We start from the raw sequence: 22,375 nt of genomic DNA on the forward strand, positions 1-22,375 counted from the left end.
AAATTCTATATCATAAGTTACTCTAATTTTGCCCATAGAAAAATCCCCTCCATAGTAAACAGATTAATGTGCTTTCTTTTTACTGTCTACTATAAGGGGATCATATCATGTGCAGGGCGCTTTTTTGTTTTGCGGATTTGTCTTGGCTTGGGAGAGGATACCCGGGTGGGTGTTCAGCTAAATATATCAACGATTTTTCAAATATATCGATCATAAACGGGAATATATCAACGATTATTTCAATATATCAACGTTTCGACAAGGAATATCGATTTGTCGACAAGATGAGACAAAAGAAAATTCTCACATACCCCAAACATTTTATAAGAACAGAGAACGACTAGGTTTAAGACAAAGAGACTGACAAATCCACTTGAACAATCAACCACTGAATTTTATATTAAACTTTTTGACAAATCCACCCCTCCCTCCACTATCTGGAATTCTTTCCTGCATTAGCAAAAGTTTCTCATATAAAAAAGGGCAATCTTTTGCTTTTTCTCACAATGCGAGTACAATGTAAAATAGCAAGAAAAGACGAAAAGTATTTACAGGATTATTGTATGCGCATAGCGTAAATGGCAGTAAGGAACTGAGAGGAGGTTTTTTCTCTGAATATAAATAAGGAAACAATCATCCACCTTTATCATACAAACGATATACATAGTCATTTTGAAAATTGGCCGCAAATTTCTCGGTTTGTACAGGGAGAGAAAAAGCGAAGACAGGAAGCGGGAGAGACCGTTTTGACGGTTGATATCGGCGATCATGTGGATCGTTTTCATAGTATTTCGGAAGCGACGAATGGACTTGGCAATACGAAGCTTTTAAATGAGGCGTTATATGATTATGTAACGATCGGAAATAATGAAGGAATTACGTTAGCGAAGGAGCATTTGAATCGTCTATATGATGAGGCTGGATTTGAAGTGCTTGTCGCGAATTTATTTGAAAAAGAAGGTGTACGTCCGGAGTGGGCAAAGCCTTATAAATTACATACAACGACAGATGGGATTACGATTGCCTTTATCGGGTTAACGGTAGCTTATCCAGAGTTCTATCATATGCTCGATTGGCATATTGAAGATCCGCTTATCCATTTAGAGTCTATTTTAGAAGAAGTGCGAGATGAGGCTCATATTACAGTTGTCCTTTCTCACCTTGGAAAAAGCATGGATGAGTATATGGCAGAGCATTATGATATAGATGTGATTTTAGGTGCGCATACGCATCATTTATTTGAGCGTGGTGTTCTTATGAATAATACGTTACTTTGTTGTTGTGAAAAGTGGGGGCGTTACGTTGGTCACGTACAGCTTACTGTGGATATAGAGACGAAGAAACTACTGAAAAAAGACGGTAGAGCAATTAAGACGGAACGGTTAGGGGCTTATAGCGAGCCGTTATCCACAATTGAAATACTGCAGGAAGAAAGTAAGCATATAATGGCAGAGCCTGTCGTTCATTTAAAAGAGTCATTACCGGTTGATTGGTTTCATGAGGCGCCGTTTTCTCATATGTTAGCAAGTGCGCTGAAAACATGGTGCAGTGCAGAAGTTGGAATGGTGAATGCTGGTGTACTTCTTGAAGGATTAGAAGAGGGTGTTGTAACGCGCGGAGATATTCACAGAATTTGTCCACATCCAATTAATCCGTGTGCTTTGAAAGTTCCAGGAAAGATATTAAGAGAAGTTATTTTGAAAGCACGTAAACCGAATATGGAAAACCTTGAGGTAAAAGGATTCGGATTTCGTGGAAAAGTGATGGGGAAAATGATTTACGCTGGTGTAGAAGTAATTCCAGATACGATTCCTGGGAATAAAATTTTATTAGAAGATGTATTGATTAACGGCGAATCGCTGGAGTTAGACCGTATATATACAGTAGGAACAATTGATATGTTTACGTTTGGATACTTATACCCAGAGCTATCCACACTTTCTAGCAAACAATATTATATGCCAGAACTACTTAGAGATGTGTTAACAGATATGTTAATAACTTATACATCTTCCGTTAAACTATAGGCTAGTTAACTTGTAACACTCATTTTTCTCTTGTCATACAGATAAGAAAGAGAGGAGTGTGAACTATGGTTAATGTGGAGCCAATTATAATTGATAATTATACGTTTATTGCGGTTAGCGTCAAACTTCCAAAGACGAATTTGCTAGCTGTAATGAGCGATAAAGGATATATTATGTGTGGTGCATTAGATGTAGGTCTTTTAAATGAGAAGTTAGGTGATCGAGGAATTATTGCTGGCCGTGCGGTTGGTGTAAGAACGATTGAACAACTTCTTGAAGCGCCACTAGAATCGGTAACGACTGGAGCTGAAGCATTAGGCATTCCAGCAGGAACGATTGGAAAAGAAGCATTATTAAAAATGAGATAAGCATATATCGTCCCTCCTTCTTGCATAGAAATGATATAAGAAGGAGGTTTTTTTATGAGTATATTTCGCTCGAAAAACTCGCGGTTTCGAAAGGGACCTATCGCCTTTCGGTATATACTGCTTATGTCGTTTATTCTTTTTGTTATATTACTTACGCAAGGGCTGTGGATTGTGAATAATAGTATTCAGCCGACCTTAATTAAATATGGAGAAGTAGAGACAAAGAAAATGGCGACGGCAATTATGACGAAGGCGGTAAAGGATCGAATTAATGAAGGATTCGATGTCGATTCGTTAATGAAAGTACAAAATGATAAAAACGGGAAAGTATCCACAATTAATTTAAATACGAAGCAAGTAAATGAAATCGTAACGTCAACGACTACGTACATAGAAAAATATTTGCAGCAAGTAGAACAAGGGAAGTTGAAGGAGCTAGGTATTTCTGAAAAAAACGGGGCGACTATGGCAGTTCCTTTTGGGCGTGTAACTGATAATGCGCTTCTTGGTAATATAGGACCAGATATTCCGATTCAGTTCACGCCAATTGGGCATGTGAATACAGATATTAAACAAAAAATTGAGCCGCACGGGATCAACACTACAGCGATTCAAATTGTTATGGAAATGGAAGTAACGTTGCAAGTAATCATTCCATTTCATACGAAAGAGATAACGGTGAAACAAAATGTTCCGATTGCGACGCGTATCGTTCAAGGGGAAGTGCCTACGTATTATGGAAGCGGAAGTGTTGCTGTACCTGATAAAAAGAAAACAGATAGTTAATTGCATATAAAGTGAAACTTGAATCAATCGGGCTTTTACTGGATAAAAAATAACCGTAGCAATGCGCTACGGTTATCGTTTTGTATTTGCTCGTTCTTTGCGTTCCCAAAGGCTTAAATGCATATATGGATCGAAGGCCCATTCTGTATAGCCATTGTCTTTATATATGCCAAAATGTAAGTGGGGTGGGAATTTTCCGGCTGTACCAGGGGGGCCATAGCCAGTGCTACCAACAAACCCGATTACTTTTCCGGGCTCAACAATTTGTCCAAGCTGTATTTCTTTTGAGAACCCGCCTAAATGAGCGTAATAATGGTAATTGTTATGAAGGTCGCGAATACCAATGCGCCATCCACCAAGGCGGTTCCAACCTTTCGTTTCAATAATGCCATAGCAAGTCGATCTTACTGGCACGCCATATCCGGCAAAAATATCGGTTCCTTCATGAACTCGTCTGCCCCCAAAACTTCTTCCAGCACCGAAAGTACTACGGTAGCTATGGTCACTACGAATCGGAAGAGGAAAAGCATTTCCTTCTAAATTAATACGTCCATAATGTTTATAAATTTGGGCGTATTCGCTAATTAAATCAACTGTTTTTGCACGTCTATAATATTCCCAAAGCATAATTTTAATACGGTCTTCTGACGTTCCTTGTTTCCTTAAAATAGTCGCTGCGGTATGCAGAAGATCACGGTCGCTATTTGCATTTGCAAATCCATCTTTGTCACCATCTAAACCTATTCCGCCAAATAGAGAAATTGTATGGGGGAGAGTGTCGTTACTATTAACAGGTCCAGCCCATATTTCTGGTTTGAAATAAAGGGAAATGATGGCATCTGGTTTTTTTGGAATATCTTTTCTTACGCTCCGTATATTTCTTTCATATTGATCCATTGCAGCTAAGTAATACCATGGAATGCCTGAAGACTGCTCGGTTTCTTTATATAGTACCATGCGCTTTTCGTATATGCTTTGCTGATTATCTTCACCGTAGGCGATGTTTTGGTGGAGAAGAAAACAAATAGAAAGCAAAAGAGAAATTTTTCGAAGCATGAAATAGACTCCTTTCACAACATCACTCTTTTTAGTGTGGGATATACGGAGTATTTCATTATAGGGAACGATTGGAAAAAATCTTAGAATCTTCATTTGAGCAAATCGCTTTCATACGTTAGAATAGATATGTTACATTGAAAGAAGCGAACACGGTAAACTATTTCATATTGTGCGGAGTTGATAACCATGACAAAACAAACAGAATATAAGCGCAAGCCCGAATGGTTGAAAATTAAGTTAAACACGAATGAAAACTATACAGGCTTAAAGAAAATGATGCGTTCTAAGAATCTTCATACCGTTTGTGAAGAGGCAAAATGTCCGAATATTCATGAATGCTGGGCTGTAAGAAAAACAGCAACATTTATGATTTTAGGTGCGGTTTGTACACGCGCTTGTCGTTTTTGTGCGGTTAAAACAGGCTTACCAACTGAGCTTGATTTACAAGAACCAGAACGCGTAGCAGATTCAGTAGTACAAATGGGCTTAAAGCACGTTGTTATAACAGCGGTTGCACGTGATGATTTAAAGGACGGCGGAGCAGCTGTTTTTGCTGAAACAGTACGAGCAGTACGTCGTAAAAACCCATTCACGTCTATCGAAGTATTACCATCTGATATGGCTGGGGTAGAAGAAAACTTAAAAATGTTAATGGATGCAAAACCAGATATTTTAAACCATAACATTGAAACAGTACGTCGATTATCTAACCGAGTTCGCGCTAGAGCAAAATATGACCGTTCATTAGAGTTTTTACGTCGAGCAAAAGAAATGCAGCCTGATATTCCAACTAAATCGAGCATTATGGTCGGCTTAGGTGAAACAAGAGAAGATTTAATTGAAGCAATGGATGACTTACGTGCAAACAATGTGGATATTTTAACTCTTGGACAATATCTACAACCATCTAAGAAGCATTTACCAGTTATTAAATATTATCCACCAGCAGAATTTGCAGAGCTTAAAGAAATTGCACTTAGCAAAGGATTTAGCCACTGTGAAGCTGGCCCACTTGTGCGTTCTTCTTACCATGCGGACGAGCAAGTACGTTCTGCAAAAGAAAAAACAGCAGAAGCTAAATAATGAAAAAAGAGAGCTAACGATTAGCTCTCTTTTTGTTTGTACTCTAAAACGGTATTTGGACATGTTAATAAAATCTTTTTTAATTCTTCTGTGGATAATTCAATTGTAAATTCAGGAACACCAGGTGTAATTAAAATTTTATCGTACGCATAAACGGAACTGTCCACAATAATTGTTACATCTTGTGAATAACCAAAAGGAGCTACACATCCTGGAGTACAGCCAGTTTCCATTCTTAGTTCATCAGGAGAACAGAGCGATAAGCGTTCTCCAGTTATTTCTTTCATCTCTCCTCGGTTAAGCCGAGTTCCTTCTAACGTAAAAAACACGTAAAAATTTCCAGATGTTGATTTTAAAAATAAGCTTTTACTTGGAGTACCTTGTAAGCCAAGTCTTTCACGTACAATCCGATCTGTCTCATAATCGAGTACCGGTTCGTGTTCGAACTTTTCATAAGAAACATTTGTTTTATGTAGTAAAGCAAGTACGTCTTCGTACATATGAAATAATACCCCTTTCTATTGTTAGAACAGTCTCTTCTCGTGGCGTCAACTGAATGTTTTTGAAAGGGATATTACTTGGACGATGCTTTCCATAAGCGTGTTATGATACATTGTTCGTCGATTGTAATTTCGTAAATATCAGGATTCGTTAAAGCTCTCCATTCATTAAAGCCAATCGTATGATCAAAATGCTTTAAAATGAGTGTAAGTAAATTGCCGTGTGTAACAAGTAGTGTTGTCGTATGGTTTAATTGTAAAACGTCTTGAATAAGCGATATGGCACGGTCTGTTGCTTGTTTTGTTGACTCTCCGCCTGAAAAGGCAATATCTATGTTCGTAAAAGTGGATTCTAGTTTTTGCATCCAATCATCCATTGGAAAGTTGCTCAATATGCGTTCAGTTAATCGTTCATCTTCTTGGATAGATAAGCTAGCTTGGAGCGCATAGGGCCGAATGGAATCGATAGCTCGGACAAATGGGCTTGAAATAATATGATCGATTTGTAGATGATTTTCTAAGAGGAATGTAGCAAGGTTATTTGCTTGATCTTTCCCATCGGTCGTTAATTCAGCATCACGTTTTTGCCCAGTTGCTGAACAATGTCGTATTACAATAATTTTCTTCATAATTCATCCCCATCTTTCAAGTTGACGCTATATACTTCGACAAATGTGGAAATAATTCCTTTTTATTGGAAACGGCATATGGATTTAAATATGTGGAAAAGTAATGTGGATAATAAAAAATTGAGGTGCAATGATGAAAAAAATGATATGTATCATATTCATTATTTGTTTTCTTACGCAATTGTCCACAACATATGCAGAATCCAACCAAAAACTAAATTATCCAAGCAATCGAAATAAGTCATTTGTGAGTGAGGATGTTTTTTATAAACAGTTAGATAAGAAAATCTATAAAGAATATAAAAATGCAGCATATAGTGTTCGGAAAAAAATCTTATTTAAAGAAGTGCCTGATGAAGAATTTTCTTTCCTAAAAAAAACAGCTGTCGGTTGTCGAAGTAGAGTGGTGCTTCAAGATTTTTTTGTTCACCCTGATCGCCAAGTTTATTTTTTCGCTTCTTTTACTCAAAATGAAGTAGAAGAGTTTCATAAGTACATCGTTATAGATGCAGAAACAAAGAGGGAGCTAAAGGAGGGTAAAAGTTATCATCATTGTGATAGTCCTTATAAAAAATAACCCACCAACCGGTGGGTTATTTTTTTACTCTGGTACACTCATTAATTTCTCTTTCATTTTGCGAATAAGAACGACAGCACCAATTGTACAGAGAAGTGTAATTCCTTCGGCAACAAAGATATTGATTGTCTTTGTTTGGTAAAGTGCCGCAAAGAAGTCTACAAATGCGTGGAATAGTATAGCGTATACTAGGAAGATATATTTCTTCTGTTTTACTGCGTATAAAACAAGCATTGTAAAGGCGATTTGAAGCACGAGTGCCATAATTCTTTCTACGCTACCAAGGAAGTATAAGTAGGCAGGTTGCTGAATTAACATGTCTTGTAAAATGCTGAGCTCGGGCTTTTGTTCAATCAGTCGAGAGAAGCTACCATCGTTAATAGAATTAGCAAAGATTAATGCTTGTAATGCAGAAAAACCGCCAATTAAAATAGATTCAATTCCGCCGTGACCAATTCCATAAGCGAAGCCATCTTTATATTCTAGATATTTTTTTAGTAAGAAGAAGAAGGCAACGAAGCGTCCTAATTCTTCAAAAATACCAGCAGTCAATCCGCCATAAATTGCGAAGGCAAACGGATTTTCTAAAAATGGAGCGATTGTTGGATTACCGCGCATAAATAGGTGGAATGGTGTTTCAAGAATTTGGGTAAATCCGATAAAGATAAGAACACCAATGCCGACCACTTTCCAATTAATATTATATTTTTTACGGAAATAAACGAGTACGATAATTGGGACCAGAATCGAGACAATGAGTTGAAAGATGATGCTGGCAATTACAGTATTTGAAACCATACTTTCACCGCTTTCTAATATATGTACATATCTATTATGCATGAAATACAGGAGAGATGAAACTTTTAGAAAGAAAATGAATTTACTTATTGACTCTAACGTTGCGTCATACTTTATCGTATGTACTAAGGGGGAGATACACATGACAATGAAGGTAAAAGAAGTAGCTGATTTAGTTGGAATTAGTGTGCGCACACTGCATCATTACGATGAAATTGGGTTGTTAACCCCAGACGAGACGACAGAGTCTGGATATCGTCTGTATTCCAATGAAAATCTAGAGACATTGCAGCAAATTTTGTTTTTTAAAGAGCTTGGCTTCCCTTTGAAGAAAATTAAAGAAATTATCATGTGTCCATCATTTGATCGCGAAGAGGCACTACAGCTTCATAAGAAAATGCTTATTGAAAAGCGTGCCAGATTAGATAAGGTGATTGCGACGATTGATAAAACAATTCAGCATACAAAAGGAGAGATTGAAATGACGAACAAAGAGAAATTTGAAGGATTCGATTTCAGCCATAACCCATATGAAGAAGAAGCACGTGAAAAATGGGGAGACGCAGCTGTAGATAAAGCGAACGAATATGCAAAAGGTATGTCAAAAGAGAACCAAGAAGAGTTTAATACTATTTATAGAAATTTAGCGGTACTGAGACACGGTGCACCAGATTCTAAAGAGGCGCAGGGAGCAATCAAAGTATGGTACGATTACTTGCAAAACTTTAGTCACTATTCATTAGACGCTTTTAAGGGACTCGGTCAAATGTATGTCGCTGATGAGCGCTTCACGAAAAATATCGATAAGTTTGGCGAGGGGTTAGCGCAGTTTATGTGTGATGCGATGGAAGTTTATGCGGATCGTAATAAAAAGTAAAACAGGTGGAGATTTTCTCCACCTGTTTTACTTTTTAATCATATCATTTAAAGTTTGATCCCCCGTATTGTTCAAATGAGGATTTTTACTCATTTCACGTTTTAACATATCGAGGCTTTGCGTATATTCTGTATCATTTAATGCGCCAGATTGAAGGCCTTGAATTTGGGAAATCAACTTTTGGTCTGTTGATACATATGCTTTATAATAGCGAGGGACGATGGACAAGGCAGCTCTATATACTTGATCCGCTACAAGTTTCGGATCCGTTGTGTTTGCACGGTATACAACGAACACTTCATCATCAGTAACGAGTGTAGCAGCGTTTGTAACGTCAGGAAGTTTGACTGTCATGCTTGTAATCATTTCAGCGACTTTCTCGCGATTAATGGCCCCTACTTGTTTGTTAGATACTTCATGCTTTTGTTTAGAAGAATAACCGACTCTTGTGAGTCTTGTATTTGTATTTTCCGTATGATACATGTCGTTTTTATTGGAAACAAGAACACGGCTTCCTTCTTCACGTTCCATTTCAGCTTTGTTCGCTGATTGGCACCCTGCAAATAAGGAAATAGTGAGAAGGGAAAGTAAAATTTGTTTTTTCACGATGTATCACCTCCTTCTCCATAGCATGCACTAATTTTCAATTTTTTGTATTTGAAATTGTTGGTTGGTATGCTTTGTGATACGATAAAAAGAAGAATGCTTAGAGAGGAAGTTAATGATGGAGCAAAAGCAAGAGCAAGAGATTCATGCTACGGTGAGCATTAATAATGTTCAGTACGAAGTAATTAAAAACTTTCGTGACGGTTTTAGTGAAGAAGCATTTAAAGAGCGCTATGCAGAAATTTTAAATAAATATGATTATATCGTTGGAGACTGGGGATATGAGCAACTTAGACTGCGAGGATTCTTTGATGATAGTAACCAACGTGCGACATATGATACGAAAATTAGTACGTTAACGGAGTATTTATACGAGTACTGTAACTTCGGTTGTGCACACTTCGTATTACGAAAAGTGAAGAAGTAAAAAAATCCTCTTACGATTGTAAGAGGATTTTTTACATATTCTCGCTTATAAACAAATCGAGATATGATCGCCTTCAGAAAGTATTGTATTTGGCTTCATTTGTTGTCCGTTCAATTGAATATCCCCATTTTTAATTTTATCCACAATGAGTGTACGGCTCCAGTCAGAAATATATGTGGATAAGGCTTTATCGATGCGGTGGGAACCGAAAATGAGGTCTAATACAATCGTGATTTCGGCTATGCCGTTTTCTTTATGTTGCATAATGGAAATAGTAGTAGTTGTTTCGGCTTGATCTTGCTGCGTCATATCGACTGTTTCAACGTGATCAGTAAATGATTTATAAATACGCAGTTTTTGATTCCACGTATGATCTTTCGGACATTTATAAATAGCAAAGCGGTATATGTTTTTTCCGTTGGCGTTATGTCTACGAATATTTGTATCGGTAAATAGGGTAGTACGTCTGCAATTTTTACAATACTTTTCGATTGTGTTTTGCTCGTTTTCATATAAACTCCAAGAAAGTTGTACTTTCTGCATTTTCCTTCACCTCTTATAGTAGTGGCAAAGAAACGTAATACAGCTATTTGGATGTCTTGTAGTATGAAGACATGAGAAAAAGACAAAAATAAAGGGAGGTTCCCCAAAGAGGAACCTCCGTAAACATCATACTACAGATGCAATACGTTCCTTTGTAATGGGAATGGGCAGACTACTCCCTTGAAAAAGCGTGTTGCTTTTTTGAGAGTAATGCTATCCAATTGCTGGTCCATTACAAAGTAAATGTTGGCATACGTAGATAACGTCCTTTCTATCCAAATAGATTTATTCTTAATTATAACATAAAAAATTGAAAATTCGAAACTCTTATAACAGAAAAACACCAGCTAAAATAGCTGGTGCATACGATAAATTATATAAGTTCAAATAAAAATGAGCGTAACTCTTCTGCAATTTCTTCAGTCATAGAAAATGCGTGCTCTAAGTAGCCTGGTTCGTTTAAATCGTCAGCACCGATAATTGCAAATTTATTACTTTGCATATCAAGTACAATTGTTTTACCGTAATGACGATCGGAATATAAAAGCGCTAAATCATGACGCTCATTTTCTCCCATAAAGCTAACGAAACGAGTTTTTGTAGCGACAGTGTCGTCGTACAGAAAGAAACGTTCTTCCATACACATGGCTCCTTTATTAAATATCTAAGTTTAAGTGTGGTTTATGATCTAAATGGTGATGCGTTTTAATGAATCGTACTGTTCTTGTTTTGTAACGCATTACGATAGAGTATGTTTCAGCTAAATCTCCGCCAAGGAATTTAACACCGTCTAATAACTCACCAGCAGATACACCAGTTGCTGAGAAGATTGCATCATCACCAGATACTAAATCGTCTAACATAAGAAGTTGACGAGGATCTTCTAATCCCATTTCACGACAACGAGCTTCTTCTTCTTCGTTCATTGGAACTAAGCGAGCTTGCATTTCACCTTCAAGGCACTTTAATGCTGCTGCAGAAATAACACCTTCTGGAGCTCCGCCAATACCTACGAATAAGTCGATACCCGTTCCAGGTAGTGCTGTTGCGATTGACGCACCAACATCACCGTCACCAAATAATTTTACGCGTGCACCTTTTGCACGAACACGGTCAATAATATCTTGATGACGCTCACGTTCTTGAACGATAACTGTTAGATCACGAATCTTTTTATTGTTAGCTTCTGCTACAATTTCAATTGTTTTTTCAATTGGATCATCTAAGCTAATTTTACCAGCTGCTTTTGGACCAACCGCGATTTTTTCCATGTACATATCAGGAGCATGAAGAAGGTTCCCTTTGTCTGCGATTGCAATAACTGCCATTGCATTTGCAAGACCTTTTGCAACGATGTTTGTACCTTCTAATGGGTCAACGGCGATGTCTACTTCTGGACCGTTACCTGTTCCTAGTTCTTCACCAATATACAACATCGGTGCTTCATCAAGTTCTCCTTCACCGATTACAACTGTACCTGCCATGTTTACTGAATCAAACATATCACGCATTGCTGTAGTTGCTGCATCATCTGCTTCGTTCTTCTTTCCGCGGCCCATCCACTGTGCGGATGCTAATGCTGCTGCTTCTGTTACACGGACAATTTCTAGTGCGAGTTCACGTTCCAAGATTTCATTCCTCCAATTTCAAAAATCATACAAATATAACTATAACAAATAACGGAGAAAAGGTGAATTCGAAAAATTGTCGATTTTTTCAGAAGAAAGCGTTACAATTAAAATGTAAATGCTTTAATTTCCAGGTAGGTGACATTCATGTATTTTGTAGACAGAAAGAAAATAGAACAAATGCTAGTATGTTTAGAACGAGCAACAAGTACATTTCAAGAGAAAAAGATATATGAAACCGAGTTTGAATTTTACGCATTAGAGCGCATAGCCCATCTTATTATTGATACTGTATTAGATGTAGGAAATGCGATGATTGATGGATTTATTATGCGCGATCCAGGAAGCTATGAAGATATTATTGATATTTTAATGGATGAGCGAGTGATAAGTGAAGAAGATGGACAAGGGATGAAAGAAATTATCCTTCTTCGAAAAATGCTTACGCAAGATTATATTCAAATGAATCATGATGAATTATATAAGACGATTCAAAAACATATTGCAGTGGTAGAAAAATACCCAGCAAATATTCGCAGTTATTTAGAAAAGGAATTAGGACCTGTATCTGCATTTGTACCAGAATAATTATGCTTATAAGATCCCCAGAGAATGCCTTTTGGGGATCTTATATTGTATGTGAGAAAGAAAAGGGAGAAGGGTGAAGTATGGGGGAAGCACGTACTACGAAAGACGAGATTGTACAATTGTTGAAAGTAAAGGGAGAGCACACAGTAGCGGAACTAGCTGACGTTTTAGAGATTACAGAAATGGCAATCAGAAGACATTTAAGTAATCTTGAGAAAGATGGACTCATTTATTCTAAGATGGTAAGGCAACATGTCGGAAGACCAACTTATTTGTATGGATTAAGTGAAAAGGGAGAAGATACATTCCCGAAAGAGTATAAGCAATTTGCGATTGATATGTTAGAAGATTTAGCTCGGATGGGCGATGAAAAAATACTTCAATATGTTTTAAAAGAAAGAACGAAGCGTATGGAAGAACAGTTGCAAAAGCGAGTGAGTAATCAAAAGAATTTAGCATATAAAGTGCAAGAGATAGCAGCTATGCAAGAGAAAAATGGTTATATGGTTCAAATAAAGAGAGATGGAGAGAAATCTTTCGTAATTGAAAAACAAAACTGTCCGTTAAAAGAAATTGCAGAGAGATTTCCGCAAGTATGTGAAGATGAAAAAGAGATGTATAAGCGTTTATTTGCAGGGGCAGATGTAAAGACGTTAGCAAACATGTGCGAGGGCGATTGTAGTTGTTCTTACCAAGTAAAAGAGAAAAAATGAACGTTATGGGGCGCTTTAAGGTAAAGCGTTTTTTTCTTTGTAAAAAGCGGGTAATATAAGAGTGGTATGATAAGGTGAGAACGTTAGCATAAAAGGAGAGACATAATCGATGTATAAAGGTTACTTAATTGACTTAGACGGTACGATGTATCGCGGGGAAGAACAAATTGAAGAAGCAAGCGACTTCGTCAAAGCATTAGGAGAGCGCGGCATTCCATATTTATTCGTTACGAATAACTCAACTCGCAAACCAGAACAAGTGGCAGAAAAGCTTGTTCGTTTCGATATTCCAGCGAAAGCGGAGCAAGTATTCACAACGAGTATGGCGACTGCGAACTTCATTTATGAACGTAAACAAGATGCAACTGTATATATGATTGGTGAAGAAGGCTTACACGATGCAATTGTGGAAAAAGGATTTGAACTTGTGGATGAAAATCCTGATTTCGTTGTTGTTGGTTTAGATCGTGACATCACATATGAAAAATTAGCAAAAGCGTGTCTTGCTGTGCGTAACGGCGCGACGTTTATTTCTACAAATGGAGACATTGCCATTCCGACTGAGCGCGGATTGTTACCAGGTAACGGCTCATTAACATCAGTTGTAGCAGTATCAACAGGTGTGGATCCAATCTTTATCGGAAAACCAGAATCAATCATCATGGAACAAGCGTTAAAAGTTCTTGGTATAGGAAAAGATGAAGCATTAATGGTTGGGGATAACTATGATACAGACATTTTAGCGGGAGTAAATGCTGGCATGCATACGCTTCTTGTCCACACTGGAGTCACAACTGTGGAGAAGTTAACAGAATATGAAGTACAACCAACGCAAGTTGTGCATAACTTGACGGAGTGGATTGAGAAGATGTAATGAAAAACAGGTAACCGAAGAGGTTACCTGTTTTTTTTATTAAAACGCACGATTCACAACATCTTTAACTTCTTCAAGATATTGTTTACGCACACCATCATCCACAGAAGGAACACTCGTATAGAATGTGTGCTCAATTGTTTCAATGCCTGTAAATTCAAAAATACCAACATCTGCTGTTTTCTTCATTGCGTCAAACATCCCGCCTGCTGTGTATGCCTCTTTCGTATTACCCATTGTAGATAATAACAATCCTTTTTTACCGCTTAATAACTTTTCAATGCCGTTTTCACCGTAAGCATAAGCGAATCCATGGCTAAATACACGGTCAACGTATCCTTTTAAAATAGCAGGAAGTCCCGCCCACCAAACTGGATAAATGAATGTAATGCTATCAGCCCAAGAGATATGCTCTTGCTCTTCTTTAATATCTTCTGGTGTGTTTCCTTGAGAAAATGAGATGAAATCGGAAGCGCTTAATACTGGATTGAAGTTTAATTCGTATAGATCGCGAACGCGTACTTCATGACCTTTTTCTTCTAATTCACTTTTTACCGTTTCTAAAATTGCATGGTTGAAGCTTTCTGTATTTGGGTGTGCATAAACGATTACATGTTTCATTGTTCTTCCTCCTATTTTGTGGATATGTGAATAGTTATTTGTATATATGTAACCATTATGGTTACTCCTTTTATGGAAGTCAAGTAATACATATGTATAAAAAGACGCTCAAAAATCGCCTTTTTATACCCCGCTCATACAAAGTACAAAGAAGACAAATAAAATAATGACAAGACCAATGCCGAAGTTAAATACGAGAGTGCTATCCATATATGTAGCCTCCTTGTTTGAAAGTAAAAAGCACTCTAGTTAAGAGTGCTTTTTTATTTTGAATCTACTTTATAACTTTTAGAAAGTGATTCATGCGTGTAATGATTTACATTATTTTATGTATTTATACTTTGAAATGAGTAAGTCCTTGTGGGATATAGAAAAAAAGACACTCTTTCGAGTGTCTTTTAAGATGACAAAATGTGCCAATTGCTTGAGGTTGATAAGACGCTAATTTCCGTGTTAGCGCCTTTTCTTTAATCAAGAAGTGTAGCAACAGCGATTCAAATAAATTGTACCATTTGTTTAATTGTGGTGCGTATGCAATTGTGCATATTTTAATCATGAGGTAGGTAATGAACTGTGAATAATTTGAAGTGATTTATTTACGATTTCTTCTGCGGCATATATGCCGATTGCGTCTGTTTTTAAAATATGGGATTGTAAGTTATCATGCATTGCTCCTAACTCACCATGAAGTGGTGCGAAGGCATGGTTCGCCTTTTCAAGCATGCATAAATCAAGTAAAGAATCCCCAGCTGTAATAATCGTATCTATTTGCAAAATTTCTTTTATATATTGCACGGCATCCCATTTGTTAATTGGTTTTGGTACAAAGTATAGCTTCCTACCTTGAAGTGAATGATTCCAGCCTTGTTTGTCTAACCAGGAAGTGAAGGATGATAATTCATCATAAGGAATGTTCTCCCGTTTAATGATGCAATAATGGAATAGATCATCGGCTGTTTTTTGTGATATAACCCAATCTTTATGAGCAATTTGTCCAAATTCCTTTAGTATGTCGTTTCTCTCTATACATTCAACCGATAGTCTTTCTTTTACTGTCCTGTTCCAAGTACCATCTTGTTTACCGTTATGAAGGATATTACCGCCGTTACTTGTAATGGCGTATTCGGGAATGATTTCGTTTTGGAATAAAGTAATACGCTGAAACTGCTCAATAGTTCTTGTTGTAACTGGGATGAAATGTGAGTGCAGTTGTAATTTTTTTAGTAGTGAAATGGTTTTATGTGATATGAAAGAAATTTCTTTCCCATCTAAAGTTTCAATGAGTTGAATTGATTCATCTTCTATAGGGGCACGAAACGATTTCCGGGAATAAATAAGCGTTTGATCAAGATCACTGGCGAAAATCATAACGTTTCCCTCCTAAGAGGCTTAATGAGCCCGCAACATGAATAAGTCATATTCTCATAGATTTCAATAGGGACATTCTTTTCTTTAGCGAGAAGTAAAATATGCTTTAAATCGGGATTGTTTTGCTTACATATTAAAATTTTCCACGGTATTCTCCGGAGTAATACGCGAGTTGTTTCACCGACTCCTGGTTTGATTAAGTTAATATCGTCAATTTCAAAGTGACTTTGGATAGACTGTATATCTTTTAATCCTTGCCAAGAGGGATCAGTGTAAGTTGAAGTAATATAACGTAATTGATTATCTATATGAGAATGAACAGAAGGGAATAAATCTGTCACCTCATCAACGAAGAAATTTGATAAGTCTTCTTGTTCTAGCTCTTTATAATATTTAACACCATGAAAATCATTTGGACCAATATAGGTATTATTTAGTACAGTGCGGCTAATGAGTCCAGAGACGGTTGCATTTAAGCAAGCGCTAGGAATAAGAAAATCTTCACGTGTACCGTAAATTGAAGTACAGTAACCGGGATCAGCAAGCACAGCCATACAATGAGAAATGTGTGTATTATTTCGTTCGTTAAATGTGTGTACTGCATATTCTAATTCTTTTTTTATTGCACCTTTCCCAGTCCATCCATCAATGAATTGAATTGTTTCTTTAGGGTGATGTTCCAAAATATAATGGAGTGCATTTTCATCAATACCGCGTCCGCGAACAATAGAAATACAATAGTGAGGTACATCAAGGTTGTATTGATAGCGTATGTAGCGTTTTATAAGAATGCCAATAGGTGTACCAGCACGAGCTAATGAAACGAGGACAAGGTTAGTTCCTTTAGTCTGTATAATTTGTTCGGCGACAACTCCAACAGCGATGGCTAGTTTGTGTTTGTATTGTTGCAGAGAAGAAAAGAATAAATCCATATACGCTTTAGATGGTTTATATTCCATTGGTAACATTTCAGAATAATGTGTGCCAGCTTGAATTGCTTGTTCTCTAGTTTCTGTGGAACTTTCTTTCATTAAATCACTAATATCTTTTAATAGAAAAATAGCATCATTTGGATCATAACTACTAATGTGAGAATTTACTTTTACCATAATTATCAACCTTCCTTTTCTATGCTATTTGAAAATGAGACGATATGAATAAAAGGAATAACTGTTTGTAACTGCTGTAGAAGAGGAGATAGGGCTTCTTCTCCTAAATCACGTTCAATAAAAACAAATACTTCATCGTAATCATGAGGTGAAATATTATAAAAGTAATTTGTAATAGTAGAATCTTCAGGACTTGGATATGAGAAATGATTATGAATGGCGTAGTTCACATCATTTGAAACAGGATGGATAGGGCTTCTTGTTGTAGATTGATATAAAATATTATCACCCATTTCAGCAGCAATTTTCATTGGGATATACATAAATTCACCCGTTCCGAGGCAGAGTGTTCGTTTTCCAATTCTTTCTCTTTTTAAAGTTTTTCCTGCTTCTTGAGCGAAAGAATGAATGTGCTGTTGTTCATATGCTGAAATGCCAAATCGCCCAGTATATTTTATATAATTTGATGTATAGGGTAATTTTGGGCAGGTAAGGGTATGTTTTTTGAAATCAGGTTTTGTTTCTTCAATTTGAATATCTGTTTTGGCAATATTCAATGGTTGGCCAGTTGTATGAATACTGCCTTCTAATAAAGAAATAACATGAATCTTAATTTGAAGTTCGTCTTCTAATTGTTTAAATTGTCTTCTATTAGTATGAGAACGCCAGTCTAATAAAGAAGCAATAATATATTCTTCTCGTGGGAATTTATTTTGAATCGATCTAATAATATTTAATGCTGTTTTTCCTGTTGTCATCTCATCATCTACGAGAACAATAGGATTGCTGTTTTGAAAAAAGCTTTCATCCACATAACAACGGTGCGATGTTGCATGAGAATGTTCTTCCTCAAATGTAATGACAGATTCTAGGTGGGGTATCGATTCCCTAGTTGTATGTACATACTTTGCATTTTGAAAGCATTGAAACATAGAATGACCAAGTGCTGTCGCTGTCTCAGCGAATCCGATGAACAAAACTTCTTCTTGCAGAGGATATTGATAACGAAATACCTCCTCTGGGATTTCATGAATTTCTAATGAAATGAGATTTAAAATTTCTTTTTGAAATGGATGAGAAGTATTATGTAGCATTTCCATATATCTTGCAGCGAGAGCAAATCCACTTGATAGAGAGACTGCAGGTTTAATAGGAAGATGCTTTCCAAGGATTGTACTCACAAATAAAAAACTACGTTTCTTATTTATTCTAGCAGCCATTTGAAAAAGATTGTCTAGCGCTAAGTTATATGGATTATCACGTACTTCTACATGAACTTGTATATTATTTAAAACGTTATACGTGTTGCTTTGCGTTTGTAATAAGGAGATCGGTGAATTGTTTGTTTTCATGTAGCACCCCATAAATATTAGATTTTAAAATGGTTTTGCGAGCCCAGCCATAATGCGGCTTTACTTCATTCATTTTGTTAGAAAAACTGCTTTTTAGCACTCCATTATACGTATCTGCATTTTGTAAAATTGACCTCGCATCTAAATAATCTTCCATTGTGACAATGTGCATTGCCTGTACAACTTTAATATGAGATGGGTGAATAACTGTCTTTCCGATTAAGCCATTTGCATGGTCAAGTGATACCTCTTGAATGAGCCCTTCTTCATGATCATTAGAAAAATATTCCCATACACATCCTGAAATAATATATTCATTTGTTGCCCTTGAGAAAACGTTAATAATGTCTGAAATACAATCACGGACAACAGTAATATGATAGATAGGTGTGTATTTATTGCGCCGAATACTAAATATACTTGAAAAATCAGTAGCACCAATACGTACATTTAAGATGTAATCGTGATAAGAATCTAGTAAATCTTTTATTTGTAATAATGATTCTGCCCGTGTTTCCTTATACATAATTTCTGGTGATTCTAAAATCGGCATGCCATATAGCGATAATGAGTATAACTCGTTTATACATGCAAGCTGATCGATATAAGTCTTTCCGTTAATCGGTGTGAATTTTGGAAAGACAAAACCACATAAACAATGAACAGCACTACCTAATTCAGTAACAATTGTCTTCATTTGACTTGGCTGTCGAACTCTAATAAAAAGAAGTGGGATGTCTGCTTGATTTAGTATGTTGGCACTGACTAAGTTGGCTATTTGCTGTATTTGAACGACGATGTTTTGCTCTGCAAGTTTTACTTCTTCATCGCTGATAGCGTCCTCTAGACAAAGAATAATTGAGGTAGCATCCACATGTTTCTTTCTAATTATATCTTCCGCAATCGTTTCTTTCGTGCCAGGAGTATATAGTGTAGCGCCTAGTGCGTAAGCTAGTTGTTCTTTTCCTATATTTTTTGAAAAACTAAGAGGTTCTTTATAGAAAAAATTTTGCCGTTCTTCTGAGGAGAGATAAGAAAAGTAATTCAAATTGTCACCACCTTATTTGTAATGATTCTGTTTAATCGTAACATAATAAGAAAAATCTTCCATAAAATGAAGCGAGAAATTAAAAAAATATATTGAGAAAGATGAATTATAAGATGAATATCGAATATTGTTAATAGAAATATAATAGGGGGAAAGAGAAAGTGGATATACATAAGTTAACAGAGGAAGAAGCAAATGAGATAAATACGTGGGCGTACGAGGAACCATATAATTTATATAGTTTTTCAGGCGAGAAAGAAGTAATAAGAGAATTATTAGATGGAACTTATTATGGCTGTTGTAACGATCAAGAAGAGTTCATCGGCTATTTTTGTTTTGGAGAAAATGCACAAGTACCAGGTGGAAGAGATGCTAATTTATATGGTGGAGAAGATGTGATTGATATCGGAATTGGCATGAAGCCAGATTTAACAGGGAAGGGAATGGGAGAAATGTTTTTTCAAGCTGGAATAGCGTTTGCTGCTAAGGAATTTAATTCGAAGATGTTTCGATTAAGTGTAGCAACATTTAATACAAGAGCGATTACGTTATATAAAAATATCGGATTTAAGCAAGGGTCTATTTTTTTGAGTCGTGGAAGAGAATTTATGCTTATGGAATACGAAAGACCGTCAGCATGAAACTGACGGTCTAGAAAACATTATTATTCCGAGTGATCAGCTCGGTGCGCTAAACGGCTTGAGGCAGCGGCAGCAATTCCGCCAACGATATCGTCAAGGAACGTGTGCACTTTTCCAGTTGATTTATCATTTAAGTATTCTAAAATACCAGGTTTTAATTTATCGATATATCCAAAGTTCGTGAAACCGATAGATCCGTATACATTCACGATAGAAAGTGCGATAACTTCATCAATTCCGTATAAGCCTTCATCACGTTTTACGATATCTTGTAACGGTTCACTTAGCATTCCTTTTTCAGCAAGAACATCGAGTTCGATACCTGTAATCAGTGCGTTTTGTACTTCACGTTTTGATAGTACACGTTCTACATTATAACGGCATTCTGACATCTCTAAATTTGGATGATATTTTTTTTGAAGAAAATGAACAAGTTCAGCAATATCGTCAATTGTTACACCGCGTTCTTGTAATAGTTGTAATGCTCTTTCTTGTAGTTGATTTGATTCTTTCATGTTTATCACCTTTTTTTCTTTTTAGTATTTGTATACGTTTCGTTGCTTTATCATGTGCATAGGAATGAAAGGCGAGCACAAGCTCATATATATAAAGAAAAACCATAGGTGGCGACTGCGATGATTCAGCATATTTATGAGCATTATCACATGCATGTTAAAGAATTAATCCCCCTTGGCCCCTATAAAAGCTTTTGGATTCGCAACAAAATTTATGTACTTGTTCCAATTGGAGAAATGGAGGAAGAAGTACTTGTAGAGATGAAAAAGCTCAGTGATTATATGAACCAGCAAGGGGATATAACTGTAGCGACTTTCGTTCCGACTATACACGGCTACTATGTAAGTGAGATAGAAGAACAAAATTACTGCTTATTAAAAGGTATGCGCACGTTAGAACGACATGCTATGTCATTAGGAAGTGAGCTTTCTATATTCCATAAACGAGGTGCATTCTTTCCAGAAGAAATTGAGCAATTAAGCCGTATTGGTGAATGGAAAGCGTTATGGGAAAAAAGGCTCGATCAATTAGAAAAGTTTTGGCAATCACAAGTGATGAACCACCCTTCAGATGTATTCGATCAATTGTTTATTGAATCCTTCCCGTATTACTTAGGAGTTGCAGAAAATGCAATTCAATATGTTGTCGATACAGAAATGGATGATACGCCGCAACTAACGGATGCAGCAACAATTTGCCAAGAACGATTCACACCTTTATTATGGCATCAAACGAAGCGGCTCAAACTTCCTTTTGATTGGGTGTATGATCACCCAACTCGAGATATGGCAGAATTAATTCGCTATATGATGATAGAAAAAAAGAAAGACTGGGAGCAAACAATAATTCAATTTGTTACAGATTATGAACGTAATTATTCGCTATCCTCATTTGGCTGGCGCTTATTATTTGCAAGGCTCTTGTTCCCGCTGCACTATTTTGAAACGGTCGAACGATATTACCAAACTGGAAACGAAGAACAAAAAAGCATATATAGAGATCGCTTAGAAGCCATTTTACACGATGTGAACCGCTCAGAGCAATTTATGAAGCATTTTTATGGCTCACTTCGTTTACCAGTAGATAAGCTTGGGATTAGAAAATTAGATTGGCTATCTTAAACGTATAAAAAAGAGACCGCTGGAGGTCTCTTTTTTATACCACAATTTTATGTAATACATTATGCCCCTACCTGTTGATCTGTACATATATTTAAAACGAATTGATGTTTTTCGAGTTTTTCATTTACTTTACCCAATAATTCTTGCTGGATTTCTTTAAATAAAAATTGATAGCTTGTATTCCATGTTGGTATAACGGATGAAAGGCCTAATAAATACTCTTTTTTCTTTTCTAGTTCTTGAATTGTTAAAAAAGTGTTCCCCATTTTTGGCATGTGTCATCCCCCTATGTTTTCTTACTGTATATGTGTGAACGATTCACTATATAGTATTAATTATCGCATTTTTTGAGAAGGATTTCCAATTTTGTTTTATGATGTTAACGGATAAATGTGATTTGAATAAAAAAAGGAGACCAAATTTGGTCTCCTTTTAGAAGGCGATTCTGAACGAGCCGCTTCCGCTTTTAATTATCCAGCTCCAGCGGCTAAAATGTTCGGTGGCTTCGCTTCTTCC

General features: G+C 36.5%; 27 protein-coding genes. 12 read left to right on the top strand and 15 right to left on the bottom strand.

Going from position 1 to position 22,375, the window contains the following annotated elements; all coding sequences use genetic code 11:
- The first annotated feature begins 635 nt into the window (after positions 1 to 635).
- The 3 genes from MR167_RS22890 (at position 636) to yunB (ending at position 3,181) form a co-directional block, all read left to right on the top strand.
- Positions 636 to 2,027 (top strand): bifunctional metallophosphatase/5'-nucleotidase, encoded by a 1,392-nt coding sequence (locus MR167_RS22890; RefSeq protein ID WP_079246078.1) that lies wholly within the window; start codon positions 636 to 638, stop codon positions 2,025 to 2,027.
- A 65-nt stretch (positions 2,028 to 2,092) separates the two neighbouring features.
- A complete protein-coding gene (locus MR167_RS22895) occupies positions 2,093 to 2,395 on the top strand; it encodes a YunC family protein (RefSeq protein WP_000248466.1) in 303 nt (100 codons plus the stop codon).
- A 54-nt stretch (positions 2,396 to 2,449) separates the two neighbouring features.
- Positions 2,450 to 3,181 (top strand): sporulation protein YunB, encoded by a 732-nt coding sequence (gene yunB, locus MR167_RS22900; protein WP_000021796.1) that lies wholly within the window; start codon positions 2,450 to 2,452, stop codon positions 3,179 to 3,181.
- Positions 3,182 to 3,253: 72 nt separating this feature from the next.
- Here yunB and MR167_RS22905 read toward each other — a convergent pair whose 3' ends face one another.
- Positions 3,254 to 4,237: a M23 family metallopeptidase gene (locus tag MR167_RS22905; protein ID WP_000944693.1), complete on the bottom strand. Its 984-nt coding sequence runs from the start codon at positions 4,235 to 4,237 to the stop codon at positions 3,254 to 3,256.
- Positions 4,238 to 4,426: 189 nt separating this feature from the next.
- Between MR167_RS22905 and lipA the strand changes: the two genes are divergently transcribed.
- A complete protein-coding gene (gene lipA / locus MR167_RS22910; RefSeq protein ID WP_000166367.1) occupies positions 4,427 to 5,323 on the top strand; it encodes a lipoyl synthase in 897 nt (298 codons plus the stop codon).
- 20 nt (positions 5,324 to 5,343) lie between these two features.
- On the opposite strand, the gene MR167_RS22915 is transcribed toward lipA, so the two are convergent.
- Both MR167_RS22915 and MR167_RS22920 read right to left on the bottom strand, forming a co-directional pair.
- Entirely contained in the window at positions 5,344 to 5,823 is a 480-nt protein-coding gene (locus MR167_RS22915; RefSeq protein WP_000272752.1) for a YbaK/EbsC family protein, read from the bottom strand.
- A gap of 74 nt (positions 5,824 to 5,897) precedes the next feature.
- Entirely contained in the window at positions 5,898 to 6,452 is a 555-nt protein-coding gene (locus MR167_RS22920; RefSeq protein ID WP_016078135.1) for a histidine phosphatase family protein, read from the bottom strand.
- 142 nt (positions 6,453 to 6,594) lie between these two features.
- On the opposite strand from MR167_RS22920, the gene MR167_RS22925 reads away from it, so the two are divergent.
- Entirely contained in the window at positions 6,595 to 7,029 is a 435-nt protein-coding gene (locus tag MR167_RS22925; RefSeq protein WP_057096754.1) for a hypothetical protein, read from the top strand.
- 24 nt (positions 7,030 to 7,053) lie between these two features.
- Here MR167_RS22925 and MR167_RS22930 read toward each other — a convergent pair whose 3' ends face one another.
- A complete protein-coding gene (locus MR167_RS22930; protein ID WP_136983616.1) occupies positions 7,054 to 7,869 on the bottom strand; it encodes a YhfC family intramembrane metalloprotease in 816 nt (271 codons plus the stop codon).
- Positions 7,870 to 7,969: 100 nt separating this feature from the next.
- Here MR167_RS22930 and MR167_RS22935 point away from each other — a divergent pair, with 100 nt between their 5' ends.
- Complete coding sequence (locus MR167_RS22935; protein WP_000178110.1) at positions 7,970 to 8,704, top strand: MerR family transcriptional regulator; 735 nt, start codon at positions 7,970 to 7,972, stop codon at positions 8,702 to 8,704.
- A 27-nt stretch (positions 8,705 to 8,731) separates the two neighbouring features.
- Here the strand turns inward: MR167_RS22935 and MR167_RS22940 are convergent, their stop codons facing one another.
- Positions 8,732 to 9,310, bottom strand: coding sequence for a YhcN/YlaJ family sporulation lipoprotein (locus MR167_RS22940; RefSeq protein WP_000744128.1), 579 nt, complete (start codon positions 9,308 to 9,310; stop codon positions 8,732 to 8,734).
- Between the two features lie 115 nt (positions 9,311 to 9,425).
- Between MR167_RS22940 and MR167_RS22945 the strand changes: the two genes are divergently transcribed.
- Positions 9,426 to 9,737, top strand: a complete 312-nt coding sequence (locus MR167_RS22945) for a YutD family protein (RefSeq protein WP_000970508.1) — start codon at positions 9,426 to 9,428, stop codon at positions 9,735 to 9,737.
- A gap of 45 nt (positions 9,738 to 9,782) precedes the next feature.
- On the opposite strand, the gene MR167_RS22950 is transcribed toward MR167_RS22945, so the two are convergent.
- From MR167_RS22950 to glpX, 3 genes are all read right to left on the bottom strand, one after another.
- The gene (locus tag MR167_RS22950; RefSeq protein WP_086391166.1) at positions 9,783 to 10,280 is read right to left on the bottom strand and encodes a cytoplasmic protein; all 498 of its coding nucleotides are present in this window, start codon (positions 10,278 to 10,280) and stop codon (positions 9,783 to 9,785) included.
- 373 nt (positions 10,281 to 10,653) lie between these two features.
- A complete protein-coding gene (locus tag MR167_RS22955; RefSeq protein ID WP_000392611.1) occupies positions 10,654 to 10,920 on the bottom strand; it encodes a DUF3055 domain-containing protein in 267 nt (88 codons plus the stop codon).
- Positions 10,921 to 10,936: 16 nt separating this feature from the next.
- Entirely contained in the window at positions 10,937 to 11,908 is a 972-nt protein-coding gene (gene glpX, locus MR167_RS22960; RefSeq protein WP_000439090.1) for a class II fructose-bisphosphatase, read from the bottom strand.
- A 147-nt stretch (positions 11,909 to 12,055) separates the two neighbouring features.
- Between glpX and MR167_RS22965 the strand changes: the two genes are divergently transcribed.
- From MR167_RS22965 to MR167_RS22975, 3 genes are all read left to right on the top strand, one after another.
- Positions 12,056 to 12,496 (top strand): DUF86 domain-containing protein, encoded by a 441-nt coding sequence (locus tag MR167_RS22965; protein WP_000274010.1) that lies wholly within the window; start codon positions 12,056 to 12,058, stop codon positions 12,494 to 12,496.
- 80 nt (positions 12,497 to 12,576) lie between these two features.
- Positions 12,577 to 13,209, top strand: coding sequence for a helix-turn-helix transcriptional regulator (locus tag MR167_RS22970; protein ID WP_242315542.1), 633 nt, complete (start codon positions 12,577 to 12,579; stop codon positions 13,207 to 13,209).
- 109 nt (positions 13,210 to 13,318) lie between these two features.
- Complete coding sequence (locus MR167_RS22975; protein ID WP_242315544.1) at positions 13,319 to 14,083, top strand: TIGR01457 family HAD-type hydrolase; 765 nt, start codon at positions 13,319 to 13,321, stop codon at positions 14,081 to 14,083.
- A gap of 39 nt (positions 14,084 to 14,122) precedes the next feature.
- On the opposite strand, the gene MR167_RS22980 is transcribed toward MR167_RS22975, so the two are convergent.
- From MR167_RS22980 to MR167_RS23000, 5 genes are all read right to left on the bottom strand, one after another.
- The gene (locus tag MR167_RS22980) at positions 14,123 to 14,704 is read right to left on the bottom strand and encodes an NAD(P)H-dependent oxidoreductase (RefSeq protein WP_000683434.1); all 582 of its coding nucleotides are present in this window, start codon (positions 14,702 to 14,704) and stop codon (positions 14,123 to 14,125) included.
- A gap of 552 nt (positions 14,705 to 15,256) precedes the next feature.
- On the bottom strand, positions 15,257 to 16,072 hold the full coding sequence (locus MR167_RS22985; RefSeq protein WP_136983618.1) for an HAD family hydrolase: 816 nt from the start codon (positions 16,070 to 16,072) through the stop codon (positions 15,257 to 15,259).
- Positions 16,069 to 17,181 carry a cysteine protease StiP family protein gene (locus MR167_RS22990; protein WP_000241496.1) on the bottom strand — a complete coding sequence of 371 codons (1,113 nt, stop codon included), beginning with the start codon at positions 17,179 to 17,181 and terminating at the stop codon, positions 16,069 to 16,071. The genes MR167_RS22985 and MR167_RS22990 overlap by 4 nt, the downstream gene beginning before the upstream one ends.
- A 5-nt stretch (positions 17,182 to 17,186) precedes the next feature.
- Positions 17,187 to 18,533 carry a phosphoribosyltransferase family protein gene (locus tag MR167_RS22995; protein ID WP_017763722.1) on the bottom strand — a complete coding sequence of 449 codons (1,347 nt, stop codon included), beginning with the start codon at positions 18,531 to 18,533 and terminating at the stop codon, positions 17,187 to 17,189.
- Positions 18,478 to 19,581, bottom strand: coding sequence for an HpcH/HpaI aldolase/citrate lyase family protein (locus tag MR167_RS23000; protein WP_001106085.1), 1,104 nt, complete (start codon positions 19,579 to 19,581; stop codon positions 18,478 to 18,480). The genes MR167_RS22995 and MR167_RS23000 overlap by 56 nt, the downstream gene beginning before the upstream one ends.
- A 161-nt stretch (positions 19,582 to 19,742) precedes the next feature.
- On the opposite strand from MR167_RS23000, the gene MR167_RS23005 reads away from it, so the two are divergent.
- Positions 19,743 to 20,222 (top strand): GNAT family N-acetyltransferase, encoded by a 480-nt coding sequence (locus MR167_RS23005; protein ID WP_000351143.1) that lies wholly within the window; start codon positions 19,743 to 19,745, stop codon positions 20,220 to 20,222.
- 23 nt (positions 20,223 to 20,245) lie between these two features.
- Here the strand turns inward: MR167_RS23005 and MR167_RS23010 are convergent, their stop codons facing one another.
- Positions 20,246 to 20,737 (bottom strand): phosphatidylglycerophosphatase A family protein, encoded by a 492-nt coding sequence (locus MR167_RS23010; protein ID WP_000665102.1) that lies wholly within the window; start codon positions 20,735 to 20,737, stop codon positions 20,246 to 20,248.
- Positions 20,738 to 20,857: 120 nt separating this feature from the next.
- Here MR167_RS23010 and yutH point away from each other — a divergent pair, with 120 nt between their 5' ends.
- A complete protein-coding gene (gene yutH / locus MR167_RS23015) occupies positions 20,858 to 21,859 on the top strand; it encodes a spore coat putative kinase YutH (RefSeq protein ID WP_000614219.1) in 1,002 nt (333 codons plus the stop codon).
- A 59-nt stretch (positions 21,860 to 21,918) separates the two neighbouring features.
- Here the strand turns inward: yutH and MR167_RS23020 are convergent, their stop codons facing one another.
- A complete protein-coding gene (locus tag MR167_RS23020) occupies positions 21,919 to 22,134 on the bottom strand; it encodes a hypothetical protein (protein WP_001125497.1) in 216 nt (71 codons plus the stop codon).
- Positions 22,135 to 22,375 lie beyond the last annotated feature (241 nt).

This window comes from Bacillus cereus group sp. BfR-BA-01355 (assembly GCF_022663675.1).
Taxonomy (GTDB): Bacteria; Bacillota; Bacilli; order Bacillales; family Bacillaceae_G; genus Bacillus_A; species Bacillus_A thuringiensis_S.